Raw genomic sequence first — 16498 nt, forward strand, 5'->3', positions numbered from 1 at the left:
GTGGATGTGTTGACGATCGACGGGCTCAGTGTCGATTTCCTGACCGGCGAGGGCCGCATACGGGCCGTCGACGACGTGTCCTTCTCCGTGCCCCGCAACCGGACCGTTGCCCTTGTGGGAGAGTCCGGCTCCGGCAAGACCGTCATTTCCCAGACCATCATGGGGCTGCTGCCGGAAAAGGCGCAGATCTCCGGCGGCCGTGTGCTGTTCCGGGAGAACGAGACCACCGCACCGGTCGACATCGCAGCCCTCGACCGCAAGGGCGCAGCGATGCGCGCCATCCGCGGCAACCGCATCGCGATCATCTTTCAGGAGCCGATGACCTCGCTGTCGCCGCTCCACACGATCGGCGACCAGATCGGCGAGGCAGCCGAGCTGCACCGGGGCGTGAGCGCGCAGGAAGCCCGCGAGCTGACGCAGGAGATGCTGCGGCTGGTGCGCTTTCCCGATCCGGCGCGGGCGCTCGATTCCTATGCCTTCGAGCTGTCCGGCGGCCTGCGCCAGCGTGCGATGATCGCCATGGCGATGATCTGCCATCCCGCTTTGCTGATCGCCGATGAGCCGACCACGGCGCTCGACGTCACCATCCAGGCCGAGATCCTCAAGCTCATCAAGGATGTCCAGGCCGAGCTGCATATGTCGACGCTGCTGATCACCCATGATTTCGGCGTCGTTGCCAACATGGCGGACGAGGTGGTGGTGATCTATCACGGCCGGATCATGGAGCGTGGCAGTGCGGCCTCGCTCTTTGCAAATCCTCGCCACGACTATCTCAAGGCGCTGCTTAACGCGGTGCCGCGCTTCGGGATGGAAGAGGGCGAAAGACTGGTGCCGATCCGCCCGATCGAGCCGCACGCGGAGGGCTTCCTCAAGAAGCGTCAGTCCGAGCGGGCCTGCGCCGTCGGACAGCCGCTGATGAGCATGACCGATGTCACCAAACGCTTCACGACCCGCAAGGGCGGGTTCCTGGGCGGCGGAACACGAACGGTTCTTGCACTCGACAACATCAACCTGACGGTCAGGCGCGGCGAGTGTCTCGGCCTGGTCGGCGAGAGCGGCTCCGGCAAGACGACGGCCGCCAAGGCGATCCTGCGCGCTCTCGAGATCAACGAGGGCGCAATCCGCTACGACTGCGGCGACGGCCCCGTCGATGTTGCCAGCCTGCGGGGAGCGGACCTGCTGGAATACCGCCGCCGGGTCCAGCTGATCTTCCAGGACCCGTTCTCATCGCTCAACCCGCGCATGACCGTGAACGAGCTGCTGATGGAGCCGCTCGTGATCCACAAGGTTGGAACGCCGGAGGAGAGGGCGGAGCGGGTGCGCGAACTGATGCGTCTCGTCGGCCTCGATCCGCGCTTCCTGCGCCGCTATCCGCACTCGTTCTCCGGCGGGCAGCGCCAGCGCATCGGCATAGCGCGGGCACTCGCGCTCAATCCGGAGTTCATCCTGTGCGACGAGCCGACGTCGGCGCTCGACGTCTCGGTGCAGGCGCAGATCCTCAACCTCTTGCGGGATCTGAAAAAGGAACTCGGGCTCACCTACCTTTTCGTCAGCCACAATCTTGCGGTCGTGGACTACATCGCCGAAAGGCTGGCCGTGATGTGCCGCGGCCGGGTCGTCGAAGTCGGCAGTACCCGCTCCGTTATCGGAAACCCGCTGCATCCCTATACGCGAGCCCTGCTGGCCTCCGTTCCCGAACCCGATCTGAACGCGCCGCTGGACTTTGCGGCGCTGGAAGCAGGGCGAGCCTCTGAACCCGATCTCTGGCCAGAGCCCTACCGTATCGTCGATGGCGTCCGTCCGGTGCTGGTGGAAATGGAGAAGGATCACTTCGTCTGCGCGCCGGGTCTCGCCGGTGACGGGGCGTCTGCCTCCATGGAGGCCGCACAATGACATCCCGCACAGTGCTTCCTGCCGTCGTCCTGTTCTGTGCATCCGCTTTCATGGCATTGCCTGCATCGGCGTTGGTGCTGAAGGAGACGCCGTCGCTGGCGCCGCGCGTCGGCACGGACCTGCCTCCGGTCACGGAGCGGGTGCCTGACGAGCCGCTGATCGTCGATCTGGAGGCGCGCGGCCGCCAGATTGGCACGCCGGGCGGCAAGGTCGACACGCTGATCGGCCGCTCGCGTGATGTGCGCCTCATCAATGTCTGGGGCTATGCCCGTCTCGTTGCCTATAACGAAAAACTCGAACTGGTGCCGGACATCCTCAAGGATTTCTTGGAGGAAGACGGGCGGCGCTTCACTCTTGTGCTGCGCAAGGGGCACAAGTGGTCGGACGGCCACCCGTTCACTTCCGAAGACATCCGTTTCTGGTACGAGGATGTAGCCTCGAACGCCGAGCTCCAGCCCTCCGGCCTGCCGCAGTTCATGCTGACAGGCGGGAAGCCGCCGGTCTTCGAGGTGATCGACGAGACGACGGTGCGCTTCACCTGGGATGCGCCCAATCCGCTGTTCAAGCCGGAGCTGGCCAAGTCGCGCCCGCCCTTCATCTATCGCCCGGCCCACTATCTCAAGCAGTTCCATCACCGCTACGGCGATGCGCAGAAGATCGAGAAGCTCGCCGAACAGCGCAAGCTGCGCAGCTGGGCCGCGCTCTTCAACAAGATGGATGACATGTATGACGCCCGGAACCCGGAGCTGCCGAGCCTGCAGCCCTGGGTGAGGCTGGCCGATGATAGCGAGCGGCGCTTCGTGCTGCACCGGAACCCCTACTATCACCGGGTCGACAAGGCGGGGCAGCAGCTGCCTTATCTCGACAGCGTCGTGATGACGGTGGCCGATGGCAAGATCATCGCTGCCAAGACCCAGGCGGGCGAAGCCGACCTGCAGGCGCGCAATATCGGCTTCTCCGACATCACGATCCTCAAGCAGGGCGAGAAGCTCGGCCGGTTCGAGACTTATCTCTGGCCGATCAGCAAGGGCTCGCAGATTTCCCTGCAGCCCAACCTGACGGTCGCCGATCCGGTTTGGCGCAAGCTGATGCTGGACACGCGCTTCCGCCGTGCGCTGTCCCTCGGCATCGACCGCGAGATGATCAACAAGGTCCTCTATCTCGGGCTTGCAACGCCCGGGAACGACACGGTGCTCGAACAGAGCCCGCTGTATCGGCAGGAGTACCGAGATCTTTACGCGGGGTTCGATCCCGAAGAGGCCAACCGTCTGCTGGACGAGATCGGCCTGACGGAACGCCGGGGCGACGGGGTGCGGCTGATGCCGGACGGCCGTCCGCTCGAGATCATCGTCGAGGCGACCGGCGAGAGCCAGGAAGAGCTCGACGCCCTGGAACTGGTGGGCGAGACTTGGCGCGAGATCGGCGTGAAGCTGTTCGCCAAGCCGAGCCAGCGCGACATCATTCGCGAGCGGGCGTTGTCGGGCTTGCTGGTCATGTCGGTCTGGGCTGGATTCGAGAACGGGATCCCGACCTCGGAAATGCCACCGGAGGACTTCGCGCCGGTGCGCAGCGATTTCCTGTCCTGGTCGCGGTGGGGCAACTGGTATGAAACCGACGGCCAGACCGGCGAGAAGCCGGACTGGGAACCGGCGATCCGTCTGACGAAGCTCTACGACGACTGGCTGCAGTCCAGCTCCGCGGAAGAACGCACAGAGATCTGGCACGAGATCCTGCAGATTCATGCCGAGGAGACCATCCATATCGGTTTGGTGTCGGAAGTCCGCCAGCCGGTGGTGGTGAAGGGCCTCGGCAACGTGCCGAAGGACGGCATCTACGGCTGGGATCCCGGGGCCCAGTTCGGCATTCACCGGATGGACGAATTCTACCGGAAGTGACGTGAGAATGGCGCTGCGGGGCGCTGGGGGAACCGCTTGATGCTCTACTATATCGTGCGCCGGGTGTTGACGATGATCCCGACGCTGTTCGTGATCAGCCTGCTGACATTCGTCATCATCGAGCTTCCGGCCGGTGACTACATTTCCAACCAAATTGCAGCGCTGCGGGCGACCGGCGAGAGCGCGTCTATAGCCAAGCTCGAGTTCCTGCGGGCGGAGTTTGCACTCGATCGGCCGTTCCTGGAGCGCTATCTGATCTGGATCGGCCTGTGGCCGGGCGTCCACGGCTTCGACGGTCTGCTGCAAGGCAATTGGGGCTGGTCCTTCGAATACGAGAAACCGGTTTCGGAAGTGGTCGGGCCGACCCTCCCGCTGACCATCGTGCTGAACACTGCGACGATCCTGTTCGTCTATGTCGTCTCCTTCCCGATCGGTATCTACTCGGCGACCCGCCAGTACTCGTGGGGCGACTACGGTTTCACGTTCATCGGCTATATCGGGCTGGCAACGCCGAACTTCCTGCTCGGTCTGATCATGCTGTACTTCGCCAATCTGTGGTTCGGCCTGTCGGTTGGCGGCCTCATGGCGCCAGAGTATATCGGCCAGCCATGGAGCATGGGGAAGGCGCTGTCGGTGCTGGCGCACCTGATCGTGCCGACGGTTGTGATCGGAACGGCTGGTACGGCGGCGATGATCCGCCGGCTGCGCGCCAACCTGCTGGATGAGCTGCACAAGCAATACGTGACGACGGCGCGCGCCAAGGGCCTGCGCGAATCCCACCTGCTGGTGAAGTATCCGCTGCGGATGGCGCTCAACCCGTTCATTGCCGATATCGGCAACCTGATCCCCTCGCTCGTCTCCGGCTCCGTCATCGTGTCGGTCGTGCTCAACCTGCCGACCGTCGGGCCGGTGCTGCTGAATGCCCTGCAGTCGCAGGACCAGTTTCTGGCCGGCTTCATTCTGCTCTTCGTCGCGGTCCTGACATTGATCGGCATGCTGGTGTCCGATCTGCTTCTGGCGGTGCTGGATCCGCGTATCCGGCTTGGGGGGAAGGCGTGATGAACATGCGCAACGAGCCCGAGCACTACGTCAATCCGGATGCGTTCAACCCGTCTCACGCCGAAACGCTGACCCCGGAGCAGGAACGCTACTACCAGGCCTCGCAGTGGCAGATCATGTGGTGGAAGTTCCGCCGCCACCGCGTTGCCGTGTGGTCGGGTGTGATCCTCATCCTGTTCTATCTGTGTGTGCCGTTCGCGGAGGTCATCGCTCCCTACTCGCCTAACCAGCGCTCCAACGATCACCTGTATGCGCCGCCGCAGACGTTGCGCCTCTTCCACGAGGGCTCGTTCGTCGGACCGTTCGTCTATGGGCTGAAGGCGGAAGTCGATCTGGAGACGGTTCGCTGGGTCTACACCGAAGACCGGGGGGACGTGCAGCCGCTGCGCTTTTTCTGCTTCGGGCCGCAATACAAGTTCTGGGGCTTGTTCGACGCTAGCTTCCACCTGGTGTGCCCTGCGAAGGATGGGACGCTCTACCTGCTCGGCACCGACCGGTTGGGGCGTGATGTGCTGTCCGGTCTCGTATACGGAGCACGCTTGTCGCTGACCGTCGGCTTGATCGGCGTGACCATCTCCATCGTGCTGGGACTGTTCTTCGGCGGGCTTGCCGGCTTTTTCGGCGGAATAATCGACAGCGCGATCCAGCGTGTCATCGAGATCCTGCGGTCCCTGCCGGAGCTGCCTCTTTGGATGGCTCTGTCGGCGGCCCTGCCGGTCACCTGGTCGCCCGTGTGGATCTATCTGGGCATCACGGTGATCCTCGGTCTTCTCGACTGGCCGGGTCTGGCGCGTGCCGTGCGCTCCAAGCTGCTGGCCCTGCGCGAGGAGGAATATGCCAAGGCCGCACTGCTGATGGGCGCGAAACCGTCGCGTGTCATCCGCAAGCATCTGCTGCCGGGCTTCACTAGCCACATCATCGCATCGGCCTCGCTGTCGATACCGGCGATGATTCTCGGCGAAACGGCCCTGTCCTATCTGAATCTCGGTCTGCGCCGTCCTGCGGTGTCCTGGGGCGTCTTGCTCAACGAGGCGCAGGATATCTCCGTTGTGGTCATCTATCCCTGGCTGATGGCGCCGGTTGTTCCCATCATCATCGTGGTGCTTGCATTCAATTTCCTGGGCGACGGTTTGCGCGACGCGGCCGACCCGTATAAGTGATGTCCGGCTGCGGGCGGGCAGATGTCGCGGCATCTGCCTGACAGGGGCGTTGAAAGACCGGCCGCCACGCCGGCGAACAGGAAGACAAGGCATGTCCAAGAACGCATCGACCGCCGACGGCTGGGACGAGGAATATCGGCGCGGGCGCTGGGCCTTCCTTCGCGATCTGCCCGAAAGCGGTCGTTACGGCATCATCGGTATGTGGCTCGCACTGAACGGGTCGCTTGACCGGGTGCTGGACATCGGTTGCGGCGAAGGCCTGCTGTACGAGCGTCTGCAGCCTATGGGCATCGGCCGGTATGTCGGTGTCGATCTGGCACCTGCAGCGCTCGGCATCGCCAATGTGGACCCGGAGATCGCGTCGCTGCGCGCCGGCGACCTGCACACTTTCGCACCCGAGAAGGGCGAGACTTTCTCCGCCATCGTCTTCAACGAGGTGCTGCATTTTTCCGACGATCCGGCCGCGGCCGTGGCGCGTTATGTGCCGTTCCTGGCGCCGGGCGGCGTGATCGCCGTTTCGATGTATTCGCCCAAGCGCCTGGAATCGGGCGCCAACCGTCTGATCGCCCGGCTGTGGGAAGCGACCGACGGACCGGATTGGGAAGTTCTCGACGACTACCGCCTGACCTCCGACAAGAAGAACGTCACCTGGCGGCTGCGGCTGATCAGGCCGTCGGCTGGCTGACCGGAGGCAGGCCGTGCGCCGCGCGCTCGGCGTCCAGCAGCTCCAGGATGCGGGCAAAGCGGGCGCCGGGATGCGCCCGCAAGATGTCGAACGTCCTCTCCAGGAACTCGAAGCAGGCATCGTTTTGCGCGAGGTGATGGGAGAGGACGCCGAGCGGTTCTGCCGGGTTCGTGCGTCGTCGCGCCAGATGGTAGTCGAAGCGCAGGCCGGCCGAATGCCAGCCGATGAAACGTCGCTCCTTCTTCCACTTGATCATGTCCACATGCGTCTGCACCTGCATAAGCGCGCGCGGATGGAACTGCGTGAAGGTCGACAGGCCTGAAAGCCCGGCCTCCGCGAGGCGGGCGGAGATACGCGGCGCGATACGGTTCCACGGCGGCACCATGACCGGCACGAAGCGTGTGCCGAACAGGTTCGTCAGGCGTTTGTGGCCGCAGGCAAGCAGCGCAACCGCTTCGTCGGGATCGCGCCGGCGGCCGAACTCGGCCGCTTTTTCTCCTCGCGACTTGTCCTGAAAGTTGCGGTGCTCGTATCCATGCTGAAGGACAGAGGCAAAGCGCTCGCCTGACAGACGGTCGGCAAGGGCCTCGGTCGCATTCGCGGGTATCACGGCCAGCGCAACTTCGACTTCATAAGTGTTCGCGATCCGAAGCAGCCGCTCGAGCGCCGGGGTCGGCTCGATTGCGTCGTCATCGCGCCACCAGATCGGGACGGCGAGGCCACGTTCGGCGAACCAGTCGAGATGCCGGACGAGACCGCCCCGATAGGCGCGAAACTCTGCCTCGCTCATCGGCGGGCCTCCAGCGCGTCCAGCAGGATTTCGGCGGCCGTTTCCGCTCCACCGAAGCGGACCGGGATATCGCGGCGCGGAAGGACCAATGCGTCATCGGCAGCCTTTGCCAAGGCCTCTGGCGTTAGCCCCTTTTCCGGGACAGTGACGGCGCGCCCATGGCGCACCAGGGCATCGGCGCGCTGCTGTTGCTCCGTTTCCTTGATCTGGGCAAAGGGCACGAGCACGCTGGGAACGCCGGCATGGAGGATGTCGAGCACGGTGTTGTATCCCGCCTGGCTGATCGAAAGGCGTGCCCGTGCCAGCAGCGAGGGAAAGTCCCGCCGTGCCCTCTCGACGATGATCGTGTCCCCGCCCTGTGCGGCAAGCGCTGAAAAGCTCTCCTCGTCGATGTCGTGGCCGGCAAGGAGGCGCCAGCGACAGTCGCCGGCAAGACGGGAGAGGGCAGGGGCCTCGAGAGCCGCTCTGAGCAGCCCGATGCCGACGGCGCCGCCGCCGCAGGAAACGATGACCTCGTCGCGGCCGTCATCGCCGGGGGCGTCTCTACCGCCCGTGCCGGTCTCGGCAAAGCCCGTATAGCGCAGCAGATGCGACACGCGGTCGGCGAAAGGAAAACTGTCCTCCAGCCGTATGAAGGACGGGTCGGAATGAACGAGGACAAGATCGTAGGCGGCCAGCGCCCGCTCGGCCATTTCCTCTTCCTTCCAGATCTCCTGCTTTCGTACCAGGATGTCGCGGATGGAGGAGGCGATGAGCGGCGGACGAGACAAAGCCTTGGCGGCGTCGACCAGGTTTTGCATCTCGAACGCGAATGGGCGTCGCCCGAACGGCCAGGTCTCGGTGAGCAACAGGTCGTAAGGTCGTGCCTGAAAGGCGTTCAGCGTTTCCCTGGTCCGGGCAGCCTTCCACGCTTCGTCGATCTCGCGTCCTTCCTGCGTCAGGAAGGTCTTGAACCGAGCGTCCTGCGCCCTGACCGGCGGCAGCTCGATGACATCGAGGCCCGAGGTGTCGAGCAGCGGCGGCAGGCTGTTTCCGGTCGCCAGGGTCACCGAAACGCCGCGCGCTGCGAGCGCGCGGCCGATAGCGGCAGCACGCAGTGCGTGGCCGGTGCCGAGCAGGTGCTGGACATGGATGAAGGCGGAGCGTGTCATTGCGGCGAAGCGGTAGCGCGCAGCGCGAAGTTGCGCAAGGCTCGCCCCAGCAGCCTGTCGAGGCTGGCAGCCCCGCTGGCTAGCGTGTGGCGCTCGCGGATGTGATTGCGGGCAGCAAGCCCCATGTCCGATGCGCGACCGGGGTTCGAGATGAGCACCGCGAGGTTCTGCGCGAAAGCCACGGCATCTCCCTCCGCAGACAGAAGCCCGGTCGTGCCATGGGCGACGATGTCGGGCACGCCGAACGTGTCGCCTCCCACAATGGCAAGGCCGGCGGCCTGAGCCTCCAGGAAGACCAGGCCGAATGCCTCGCGGATCGCCGGCCAGACGAAGAGGTCGTGCGAGGCGCAAAGGGCCGGGATCTCTTCTCCCGCGACAGCGCCCATGAAGGTGACCGGATGGCGGGCCAGCAGCGCCTCGACCTCTGCCCTGCAAGGCCCGTCGCCAGCAACGGTGAGGGTGAAGCGGGACGAGGCGGGAAGTTGGTCCAGCGCCTCTGTAAGCAGGCGGTAAGAGGCGAGTTTCGCTCCCTCGCGCATCATGCCGATGGCGAGCAGCCGGACGGGCTCACCGTCTCGGCGCGGGATGCGCGGCGCCTGCAGGAACCGGCTTGCATCGAGAAACGGGGCAAGGACGGCAAGGCGTTCCGCTGGAACGACCGCTGCAAGGCACTCCCTGTCAGCCCTGTGCATGGCGGCAACCAGATCGGCGCGGTCGAGAGCTGCGTCGGCCGCAGCAAAGCCATAGGCCCAGTCTCCAGTCCTGCGCTTCGGGGCGCGGCTTGCCTCGACAACCACATAGGGTATGCCCAGCCGTGAAGCGATCGCTGGGCCGATCCAGTCGGGAGCCTTGTGGTAGAGGTGATAGGTCAGGAAGATATCGGGGCGGTAGCCTGACGCCTCCCATGAGGACAGGACACGGCTCGCCTCCGCAAGTGCTGCCTGCTCGACCTCTTGCTGCGCATCGTTGCCGCCAGTCGCCCTCCACGAGCGAAATCGCGTGGCGACCGTCACTTCGTGTCCGGCAGTTTCCAGCGCCTGGACAATCAGCCGTCCCATGGTCCGGTCCCCGGATGGCACCGGATCGTCCAGCGGCTTCATGGGGGCTGTGAAGGCAACACGCATGCCGGTGTCCTGGATACCTCTAAGAGGCTTTTGCCTGGTCCTTCAGAAGGGAAGCGAACCGGACCGCCAGCCGGTCGAGCCCCGGATCCGTCGAAAAGCGCTGGCGAACATCCTTGGAGGCAGCCCGGCCAAGCCGCTCGCGCATCGCCGGATCGGCTATGAGCGAGGCAAGCGCGTCACGCAGGCGCGTGCGGTCTCCAGGCGGGACCAGCAGCCCGGTCTCTCCGCTGCGAATGAGCTCCGGAATTGCCGAGACGTCGGTGGCCAGGCAGCACAGGCCCATCGCCTGGGCCTCCATCAAGACGTTGGGTAGGCCATCGCGATCGCCGGACTTCGCCACCTTCGAGGCGAGGACAAAGAGATCGGCACGCTGTGTGGCTTCGATCACGTCCTCGCGCGGGCGTGCCCCGTGCCATGTGACGTGGTCGGAGATGCCGAGGGAGCCGGCGAGATCCGCCAGGCGGGTCGCCTGCTCTCCGCCGCCGATATGCTCGAAGTGCCAGTCCAGTCCTTCTGGTAAGGCTGCCAGAGCCGCCAGAAGGTCGTCGTAGCCCTTTTTTTCCACGGCCCTGCCCACCGACATGATCCGGACCGGGCCTGCCTGTCCGCCGTCGCCTTTGCCGTAATTCTGACGGCCTGGGAAGGGGGAGAAGTCGAGCCCGTGATAGACCAGCTCCAGCTTGTCCGGCTGGGCGCAGAGCGAGCGGAGATGGTCGAGGTTGACCCGGGTGCAGGTGACACCCCAGGCGGCATCGTCGAGCTTCACCCGCAGATCCCATTCCTCGCTGGTCCAGATGTCCTTGGCATGGGCAGAAAACGACCACCCGCGGCCCGAAAGGTGCGCCGCATACCGCGCGACCGAACAGGGCGTGTGCAGGTAATGGGTATGGATCCAGGCGATATCGCTGGGCAGTTCATGTGCGAAGACGCAGGCCTGAGCCCAGCGTCGCTGGCGATTGGCATTCGATTCCTTCGCGAAATCGGCCATGAACAGAGCATGGGCATCGCGATAAGTCGGTTGACGTTCGGCCCAGCGTTTTGCCCGGGCGACGCGCGCTGCGTCGTCCTTCACATATTCCGGAAGATAGAGCACGTCGGCCGATATCTGCCGGTGCACTTCGTGGATAAAGGGGTCGTAAGGCTGGCGCAGGGCGACGATCAGCTGCCCGATCCCCCGGCGCTCAAGGCCTAGGATTTCCTGCGCGATGAAGGTCTCCGACAGGCGCGGATACCCTTTTACGACGACGGCAATGCGGGACATGCGATGCGAAGGTCCTGAAATCGTGAAGGTCGGTTCCGACCGGTGCGGATGAACGCGGATCGCTCAGGCGCGCACGGACGCGAGTTCCCTGACAGCGCCGCTCCGCTGCGCAAGGATGCGCTCCACCCGGTCGCCGATCACGTCCAGGCCGCCGAGCAGGTTGTCTATGCCGGCGGTGGAGGGGGGCGCGAGCCACGGTAGTTCCGCCAGTGCGTCGATCATCTTGTCGACATCGGGGTAATCATCGATCGGCAGCACCTTCAGCAGACCGATGGTCTCGGCGCGCGTTGCGCGGATCGACTGTTCGCGGCGGGGAACGACACGCGGCACGAGAAGCGTCGGCTTGTCGAAGGACAGAATCTCGCAGAACGTGTTGTAGCCGCCCATTCCCACGATCGCCTTGGCACCGGCCATATAGGGCTCGATGGTCGGAAGGAACCGCAGGATGTGCACGTCGCGAAGCGATTCTGCCCGTGCTTGGAACTCTGCCGCGGCCTGTGCCGGCATGAACGGGCCGAGTACGATCAGAGCGGGAAAGAGCGGTTGCGCGCGCGATTCGTAAGCGCGCATCACCCAGTCGACCATCTCCACACCGTCGCCACCGCCACCCGGCGTGACCAGAATGTACGGTTCGTCGTCGAAGGGCAGGGGCTCGGTGATCCGCGCATCGGCCGGTACGTCACGGCGCAGATAGCCTGTGTTCACTGCCTTCGCGTGAACATTTGCGGACAGGCCCATGCCCGCCAGCGGGTCGTGCAGGTCGGGTGGGCCGTAGACCCAGATCTCGTCGTAGAGGCTCTCCAGGGCCGGGTCGACGTTCTTGCGCGTCCACTCTTCACGCAGCACCGTCGGGTCGTCCATCACGTCGCGCAGGCCCAGGATCAGGCGGGTGTTGCCACGCTCCTTGAGCATCTCCAGCGTGCCGAGGATCTCGCCGCGCAGGCCGAGAGGTTCCTTGTCGACGATCAGGATGTCCGGGTCGAAGACCTTGGCCGTGTGCTCGATGATCGAGGTGCGGATGGCAAGGATGTGCTCGATGTTGAGCGACAGCGACAGCGGCGTGTACTCGCCGTTGCGCAGCTTGATCACACCGGGAATGCGGACGAAGTCGACGCGCGAGCGAAACTCGAAGCTGCCGATGATCGGCGATCCCGACAGGATCAGTACGGACATGTCCGAAAAACGACGGGTCAGCGCATGCGCGATGGTACGGCACCGTCGCAGATGACCGAGCCCGAAGGAATCATGGCTGTAGATCAGCACTTTCGGGGCGCTATTGGTCATGCCTACCCATTCGGTCAGCGCGTCGGTACTGCCGCACGACCACGCGTCCCCATTGTCAGTCTTTCTCTATCTTCCGATTGCCGCCGATGCAAGGGCGAGGGCTATTGTTACTTGTAGCGATTTCGCTGGGCTGCGCTATGATGCGCGTGAGACCTGCCGGATGGTGAACAGGCCCGCGACCCGATAACGCGACCGACGATGGAAAAAAGCCTTTTCAAGTTCATCTGGCGATACAGCGCCCGTCAGCAACTGACGATCCTGCTCATCACGGTGATCGCCTATCCGGTCACCTATGTGCTGCTGGAACTGCCCAAGCTCATCGTCAACGACGCAATTCAGGGCGAGAACTTCCCGCGCGAGGTCTATGGGCTCGAGTTCGACCAGGTGTCCTACCTCGTCGTGCTCTGTCTCGCCTTTCTCGGCCTCGTGATCCTGTCCAACGGCATCAAGCTCGCCTTGAACGTCTACAAGGGGCGGCTGGGCGAGCGCATGTTGCGCCGCCTACGATTCGAGCTGTTCCAACGCGTCCTGCGTTTCCGACTGCCGCATTTCAAGAAGGTCAGCTCCGGCGAGATCATCCCGATGATCACATCGGAGGTGGAAGACGTCGGTGGCTTCATCGGCGAGGCCGTGGCGCTTCCTGCCTACCAGGGCGGCATGCTGGCCGTACAGATCGGCTTCATCTTCATGCAGGACCCCTTGCTCGGGCTGGCGGCCATCTCGTCCTACCCGATGCAGGCCTATGTCATCCCGAAGCTGCAGAAGCGGGTCGTCCTGCTGTCGCGCCAACGGGTGCGCAACGTGCGCGTGATCGCCGACAAGATCGGCGAGAGCATCGGTGGCGTGTCGGAAATTCACGCCAACGATGCGTCCGCCTGGCACTCCGCGGACATCTCCGAGCGCCTCTACACGAATTACCAGATCCGCTTCAAGATCTTCAACTGGAAGTATTTCATCAAGTTTTTGAACAACTTCATGAACCAGTTGACGCCGTTCCTGTTCTATCTGATCGGCGGTTGGCTGGTGATCGAAGGTGATCTTTCGATCGGTGCGCTGCTTGCCGTCATCGCTGCCTACAAGGATCTTGCCGGCCCCTGGAAGGAGCTGCTGGCCTACTATCAGATGGTTGCGGACGTCGAGGTGAAGTACCAGACCGTGGTCGAGAACTTCGATCCTGCCGACATCTATCCGGTCACGCGGCTGACGGACGACAACGCGGACGTAGATCTGTCCGGCGATCTGGTGATGCGCAGCGTCAGCTTCTCCGGCGGCGCTGCGGGGCAGGAAGTCTTCGATGTCTCGTTGACGGTACCATCCGGGGCTCAGGCGGCGGTCGCCGGGCCGGACGGATCCGGTCGGTCCGAAGTCCTGCAGCTCGCAGCCGGCTTGCTGGGAGCGACGAGCGGGCGGGTCGAGATCGGCGGGCACAATCTCGACAATCTGGGCGAGGCGGTGCTGGGCCGTCAGATAGCCTATGTCGGTCCTTCGGTGCATGTGTGGACCGGTACGGTACGAGACAACATTCTCTATGGCCTGCGCCATCGCCCGTTGCGCGTCCCAGAGCGGGAAGGCGAGGACAAGGCCAGATACGCTCGCTGGCTGGCCGAGGCGCGTGCAACGGAGAACCCGGATTACGACATCCAGGCCGAATGGGAGGACTTCCAGGCCGCCGGTGTCGATACGATTGACGACCTGGACTCGCGCGCGCTTGAGCTCATCGAAATGACAGGCCTTGCGGCGGATGTTTTCCGAATGGGATTGCAGTCGCCCATCGACCCGGCGCGCCATCCGGAGTTCGCCGACCGCGTGCTTGCCGTGCGCAGGGCGCTGGCCGACAGGGTTGCCGGAGACGGCCGTCTCGCTGCGATGGTCGAGTTGTGGGATGTCGAGCGGTTCAACAACTCTGCCAGCCTTGCCGAAAACCTGCTCTTCGCAATGCCGGTTGATCCGACGGTCGGCATCTACACCCTGGCATCGGACCCGGATGTTGCTGCTGCGCTCGACGAGACGGGCTTGCGGAGCCGGCTGGTCGAGATCGGCCTGAAGATCGCCGGCACGATGGTCGAGCTGTTCGCAAATGTCAGCGACGATTCCGGACTGCTCGGGGATTACTCCTTCATCACGCTCGACGAACTGCCGGAGTTCGACAGGATCGTGCGCACCTCTCGCCTTGAATCGTCGAAGGGGCAGCTGCGCGATCCCGACCAGGAGCGGCTGATCGGCCTGGCCTTCAAGCTGATTCCTGCCCGTCACCGCCTCGGCGTCCTGGACGATGCCATGCGTGAGGAGATCGTTGCGGCGCGCGCGGCCTTCCACAAGCGGCTGAACGGCGACCAGAGCCGCTTCGTTGTCTTCGACCGCGACAGTTTCATCGCGCCGATGTCCATCGAGGACAATCTGCTGTTCGGGCGCCCACGCGTCGACCGGCGCGATGCGCGCGAGAAGATCGACGGTCTCATCCGGTCCATCGTCGACGAAATGGAACTGCGCCGTCCGATCGTGCGTGCGGGGCTCGACTTCCATGTCGGTGTCGCGGGATCGCGTCTGTCCACGGGGCAGCGGCGGCGCGTTGCGCTGGTGCGGGCGCTGATGAAGAACGCTCCGATCACCATCCTTGACGATACCGCGGGCAGCGGCAGCGACGACGACAAGGCCTTGCGCGCCTCGATCCGCAAGGCGCTCAAGGGCCGCATGTTGCTTTTCGGCGCGCCCAATTTGATCGTGGCGGGCGAATTCGACCATAGTATCGTTATGAACCAGGGACGTGTTGTGGATGAGGAAGGTGCCGGATGAAGCATCTGCTCGCCCCTGTTGACGCCCCTTACCTGACTGCGGATGAGGCCGGTACCGTTCCGGCCGCACTCCCGAAGGAGGACATGTGACCCTTGACGCGGAAGTCGATGCACTGCGGCGCGTACCGCTTTTCCGAGGCATCGACGCCACCAAGCTGAGGCTCCTGGCCTTCATTTCCGACCGGACGAGTTTTACGCCGGGCGAGCACCTTTGCGATCAGGGGGACGAGGGCGATTCCGCGTTCATCATCCTTGCCGGTGAGGCCGAGGTGCGGGTGAGCACGCCGGACGGCGAACGCGCAGTGGCGCGGCTGGGCGAGAATTCGATAGTTGGCGAGATCGCGATCCTGTGCGACGTTCCCCGGACGGCCACTGTCGTAGCTACCAAGGAGATGGACGTCCTCACCGTTTCGAAGGACGATTTCCTCCGTCTCCTCAAGGAGTTCCCGGATATGTCGCTAGAGGTGATGCGTACGCTCGCCAAACGCCTGGATCGTACTACCCAGGATCTCGTCGCACTCCAGTCCTCGGGCGGCAGGGCGTGAAGACGGGGATGGCCTTTCTGTGACCCTTTCGCTGAAGCTGTGGGGCGTGCGCGGATCGACGCCGACGCCCGGTCCATCGACACTGCGCTACGGCGGAGAAACGACGTGTTTCGAAATTCACGCCGGCGATGACATCTTCATGATCGACTGCGGATCGGGTGCGCGCAGTCTCGGTATGGAACTGCACGCCCGCCCGCCGGCGGAATACGATCTCTTCTTCACCCACACCCATCTCGATCATATCTGTGGGTTGCCGTTCTTCACCCCTGCCTATGACGATAGGTTTTCCATCAATGCCTGGGCCGGGCATTTTGCCGACAGTTCCGGGCTGATGGATATCATCTGTCGCATCATGTCTCCGCCGATCTTCCCCGTGGCGGCCAACACGCTGCGCGCCGTGACTTTCCGCAATTTCCGCGCTGGCGGCGAGGTCGAGCGAAAGGGCGCTGCACACCTGACGACGATTGCGCTCAATCATCCGGGCGGCGCGACGGGCTACCGGATCGCGCATGAGGGCAAATCGATCTGCGTGATCACCGATCACGAGCACGGCGATGCCGAAGTGGATCGGGCTGTCCGGCGCTTCGTGGAAGGCGCCGACGTGATGATCTACGATGCCATGTACACGGACCAGGAATACGCCCGCTACGCCGGTTGGGGGCACTCCACCTGGCAGAAGGGTGTGGAATTGGCGCTGGAAGCCGGCGTTTCGCAGATCGTCCTGCATCACCATGACCCTAAGAGGTCCGACGATGCGCTCGACGCCATCGGCGAGGAAGCTGCGCGCCGGCACGCCGGCGCCGTCGTCGGGCGTGAGGGGATGGTTGTCGTTCCCTGACCCGCGGGGCGATGTATCCTT

13 protein-coding genes are annotated in these 16498 nt (G+C 64.2%); 8 read left to right on the forward strand and 5 right to left on the reverse strand.

Features of this window, described 5'->3' with window-relative positions; translation table 11 throughout:
- The 5 genes from H7H34_RS07500 to H7H34_RS07520 all read left to right on the forward strand — a co-directional run bounded on the left by H7H34_RS07500 (position 1) and on the right by H7H34_RS07520 (position 6692).
- Complete coding sequence (locus H7H34_RS07500; protein ID WP_185924775.1) at positions 1-1893, forward strand: ABC transporter ATP-binding protein; 1893 nt, start codon at positions 1-3, stop codon at positions 1891-1893.
- Positions 1890-3788: an ABC transporter substrate-binding protein gene (locus H7H34_RS07505; RefSeq protein ID WP_185924776.1), complete on the forward strand. Its 1899-nt coding sequence runs from the start codon at positions 1890-1892 to the stop codon at positions 3786-3788. The genes H7H34_RS07500 and H7H34_RS07505 overlap by 4 nt, the downstream gene beginning before the upstream one ends.
- 39 nt (positions 3789-3827) lie before the next feature.
- Complete coding sequence (locus tag H7H34_RS07510) at positions 3828-4847, forward strand: ABC transporter permease (RefSeq protein ID WP_120269158.1); 1020 nt, start codon at positions 3828-3830, stop codon at positions 4845-4847.
- Positions 4847-6007 (forward strand): ABC transporter permease, encoded by a 1161-nt coding sequence (locus H7H34_RS07515; protein WP_120269159.1) that lies wholly within the window; start codon positions 4847-4849, stop codon positions 6005-6007. Before H7H34_RS07510 ends, H7H34_RS07515 begins: the two co-directional genes overlap by 1 nt.
- Positions 6008-6098: 91 nt before the next feature.
- Positions 6099-6692 carry a class I SAM-dependent methyltransferase gene (locus H7H34_RS07520; RefSeq protein ID WP_120269160.1) on the forward strand — a complete coding sequence of 198 codons (594 nt, stop codon included), beginning with the start codon at positions 6099-6101 and terminating at the stop codon, positions 6690-6692.
- Here the strand turns inward: H7H34_RS07520 and H7H34_RS07525 are convergent.
- The 5 genes from H7H34_RS07525 to H7H34_RS07545 form a co-directional block, all read right to left on the reverse strand.
- On the reverse strand, positions 6673-7482 hold the full coding sequence (locus H7H34_RS07525) for a polysaccharide deacetylase family protein (RefSeq protein ID WP_185924777.1): 810 nt from the start codon (positions 7480-7482) through the stop codon (positions 6673-6675). The two genes, H7H34_RS07520 and H7H34_RS07525, sit on opposite strands and share 20 nt — an antisense overlap.
- A complete protein-coding gene (locus H7H34_RS07530; protein WP_185924778.1) occupies positions 7479-8633 on the reverse strand; it encodes a glycosyltransferase family protein in 1155 nt (384 codons plus the stop codon). Before H7H34_RS07530 ends, H7H34_RS07525 begins: the two co-directional genes overlap by 4 nt.
- On the reverse strand, positions 8630-9757 hold the full coding sequence (locus tag H7H34_RS07535) for a glycosyltransferase family 4 protein (protein ID WP_185924779.1): 1128 nt from the start codon (positions 9755-9757) through the stop codon (positions 8630-8632). Before H7H34_RS07535 ends, H7H34_RS07530 begins: the two co-directional genes overlap by 4 nt.
- A 19-nt stretch (positions 9758-9776) precedes the next feature.
- A complete protein-coding gene (locus tag H7H34_RS07540) occupies positions 9777-11018 on the reverse strand; it encodes a glycosyltransferase family 4 protein (protein ID WP_185924780.1) in 1242 nt (413 codons plus the stop codon).
- A 63-nt stretch (positions 11019-11081) separates the two neighbouring features.
- Positions 11082-12302 (reverse strand): glycosyltransferase family protein, encoded by a 1221-nt coding sequence (locus H7H34_RS07545; RefSeq protein ID WP_185924781.1) that lies wholly within the window; start codon positions 12300-12302, stop codon positions 11082-11084.
- Between the two features lie 198 nt (positions 12303-12500).
- Between H7H34_RS07545 and H7H34_RS07550 the strand changes: the two genes are divergently transcribed.
- The 3 genes from H7H34_RS07550 to H7H34_RS07560 all read left to right on the forward strand — a co-directional run bounded on the left by H7H34_RS07550 (position 12501) and on the right by H7H34_RS07560 (position 16477).
- Entirely contained in the window at positions 12501-15095 is a 2595-nt protein-coding gene (locus H7H34_RS07550; protein WP_185924782.1) for an ABC transporter ATP-binding protein, read from the forward strand.
- A gap of 85 nt (positions 15096-15180) precedes the next feature.
- Positions 15181-15639, forward strand: coding sequence for a cyclic nucleotide-binding domain-containing protein (locus H7H34_RS07555; RefSeq protein WP_120269167.1), 459 nt, complete (start codon positions 15181-15183; stop codon positions 15637-15639).
- 19 nt (positions 15640-15658) lie between these two features.
- Complete coding sequence (locus H7H34_RS07560) at positions 15659-16477, forward strand: MBL fold metallo-hydrolase (RefSeq protein ID WP_371811367.1); 819 nt, start codon at positions 15659-15661, stop codon at positions 16475-16477.
- The last annotated feature ends 21 nt before the right edge of the window (positions 16478-16498 follow it).

Source organism: Stappia sp. 28M-7 (assembly GCF_014252955.1).
Lineage (GTDB): Bacteria > Pseudomonadota > Alphaproteobacteria > Rhizobiales > Stappiaceae > Stappia.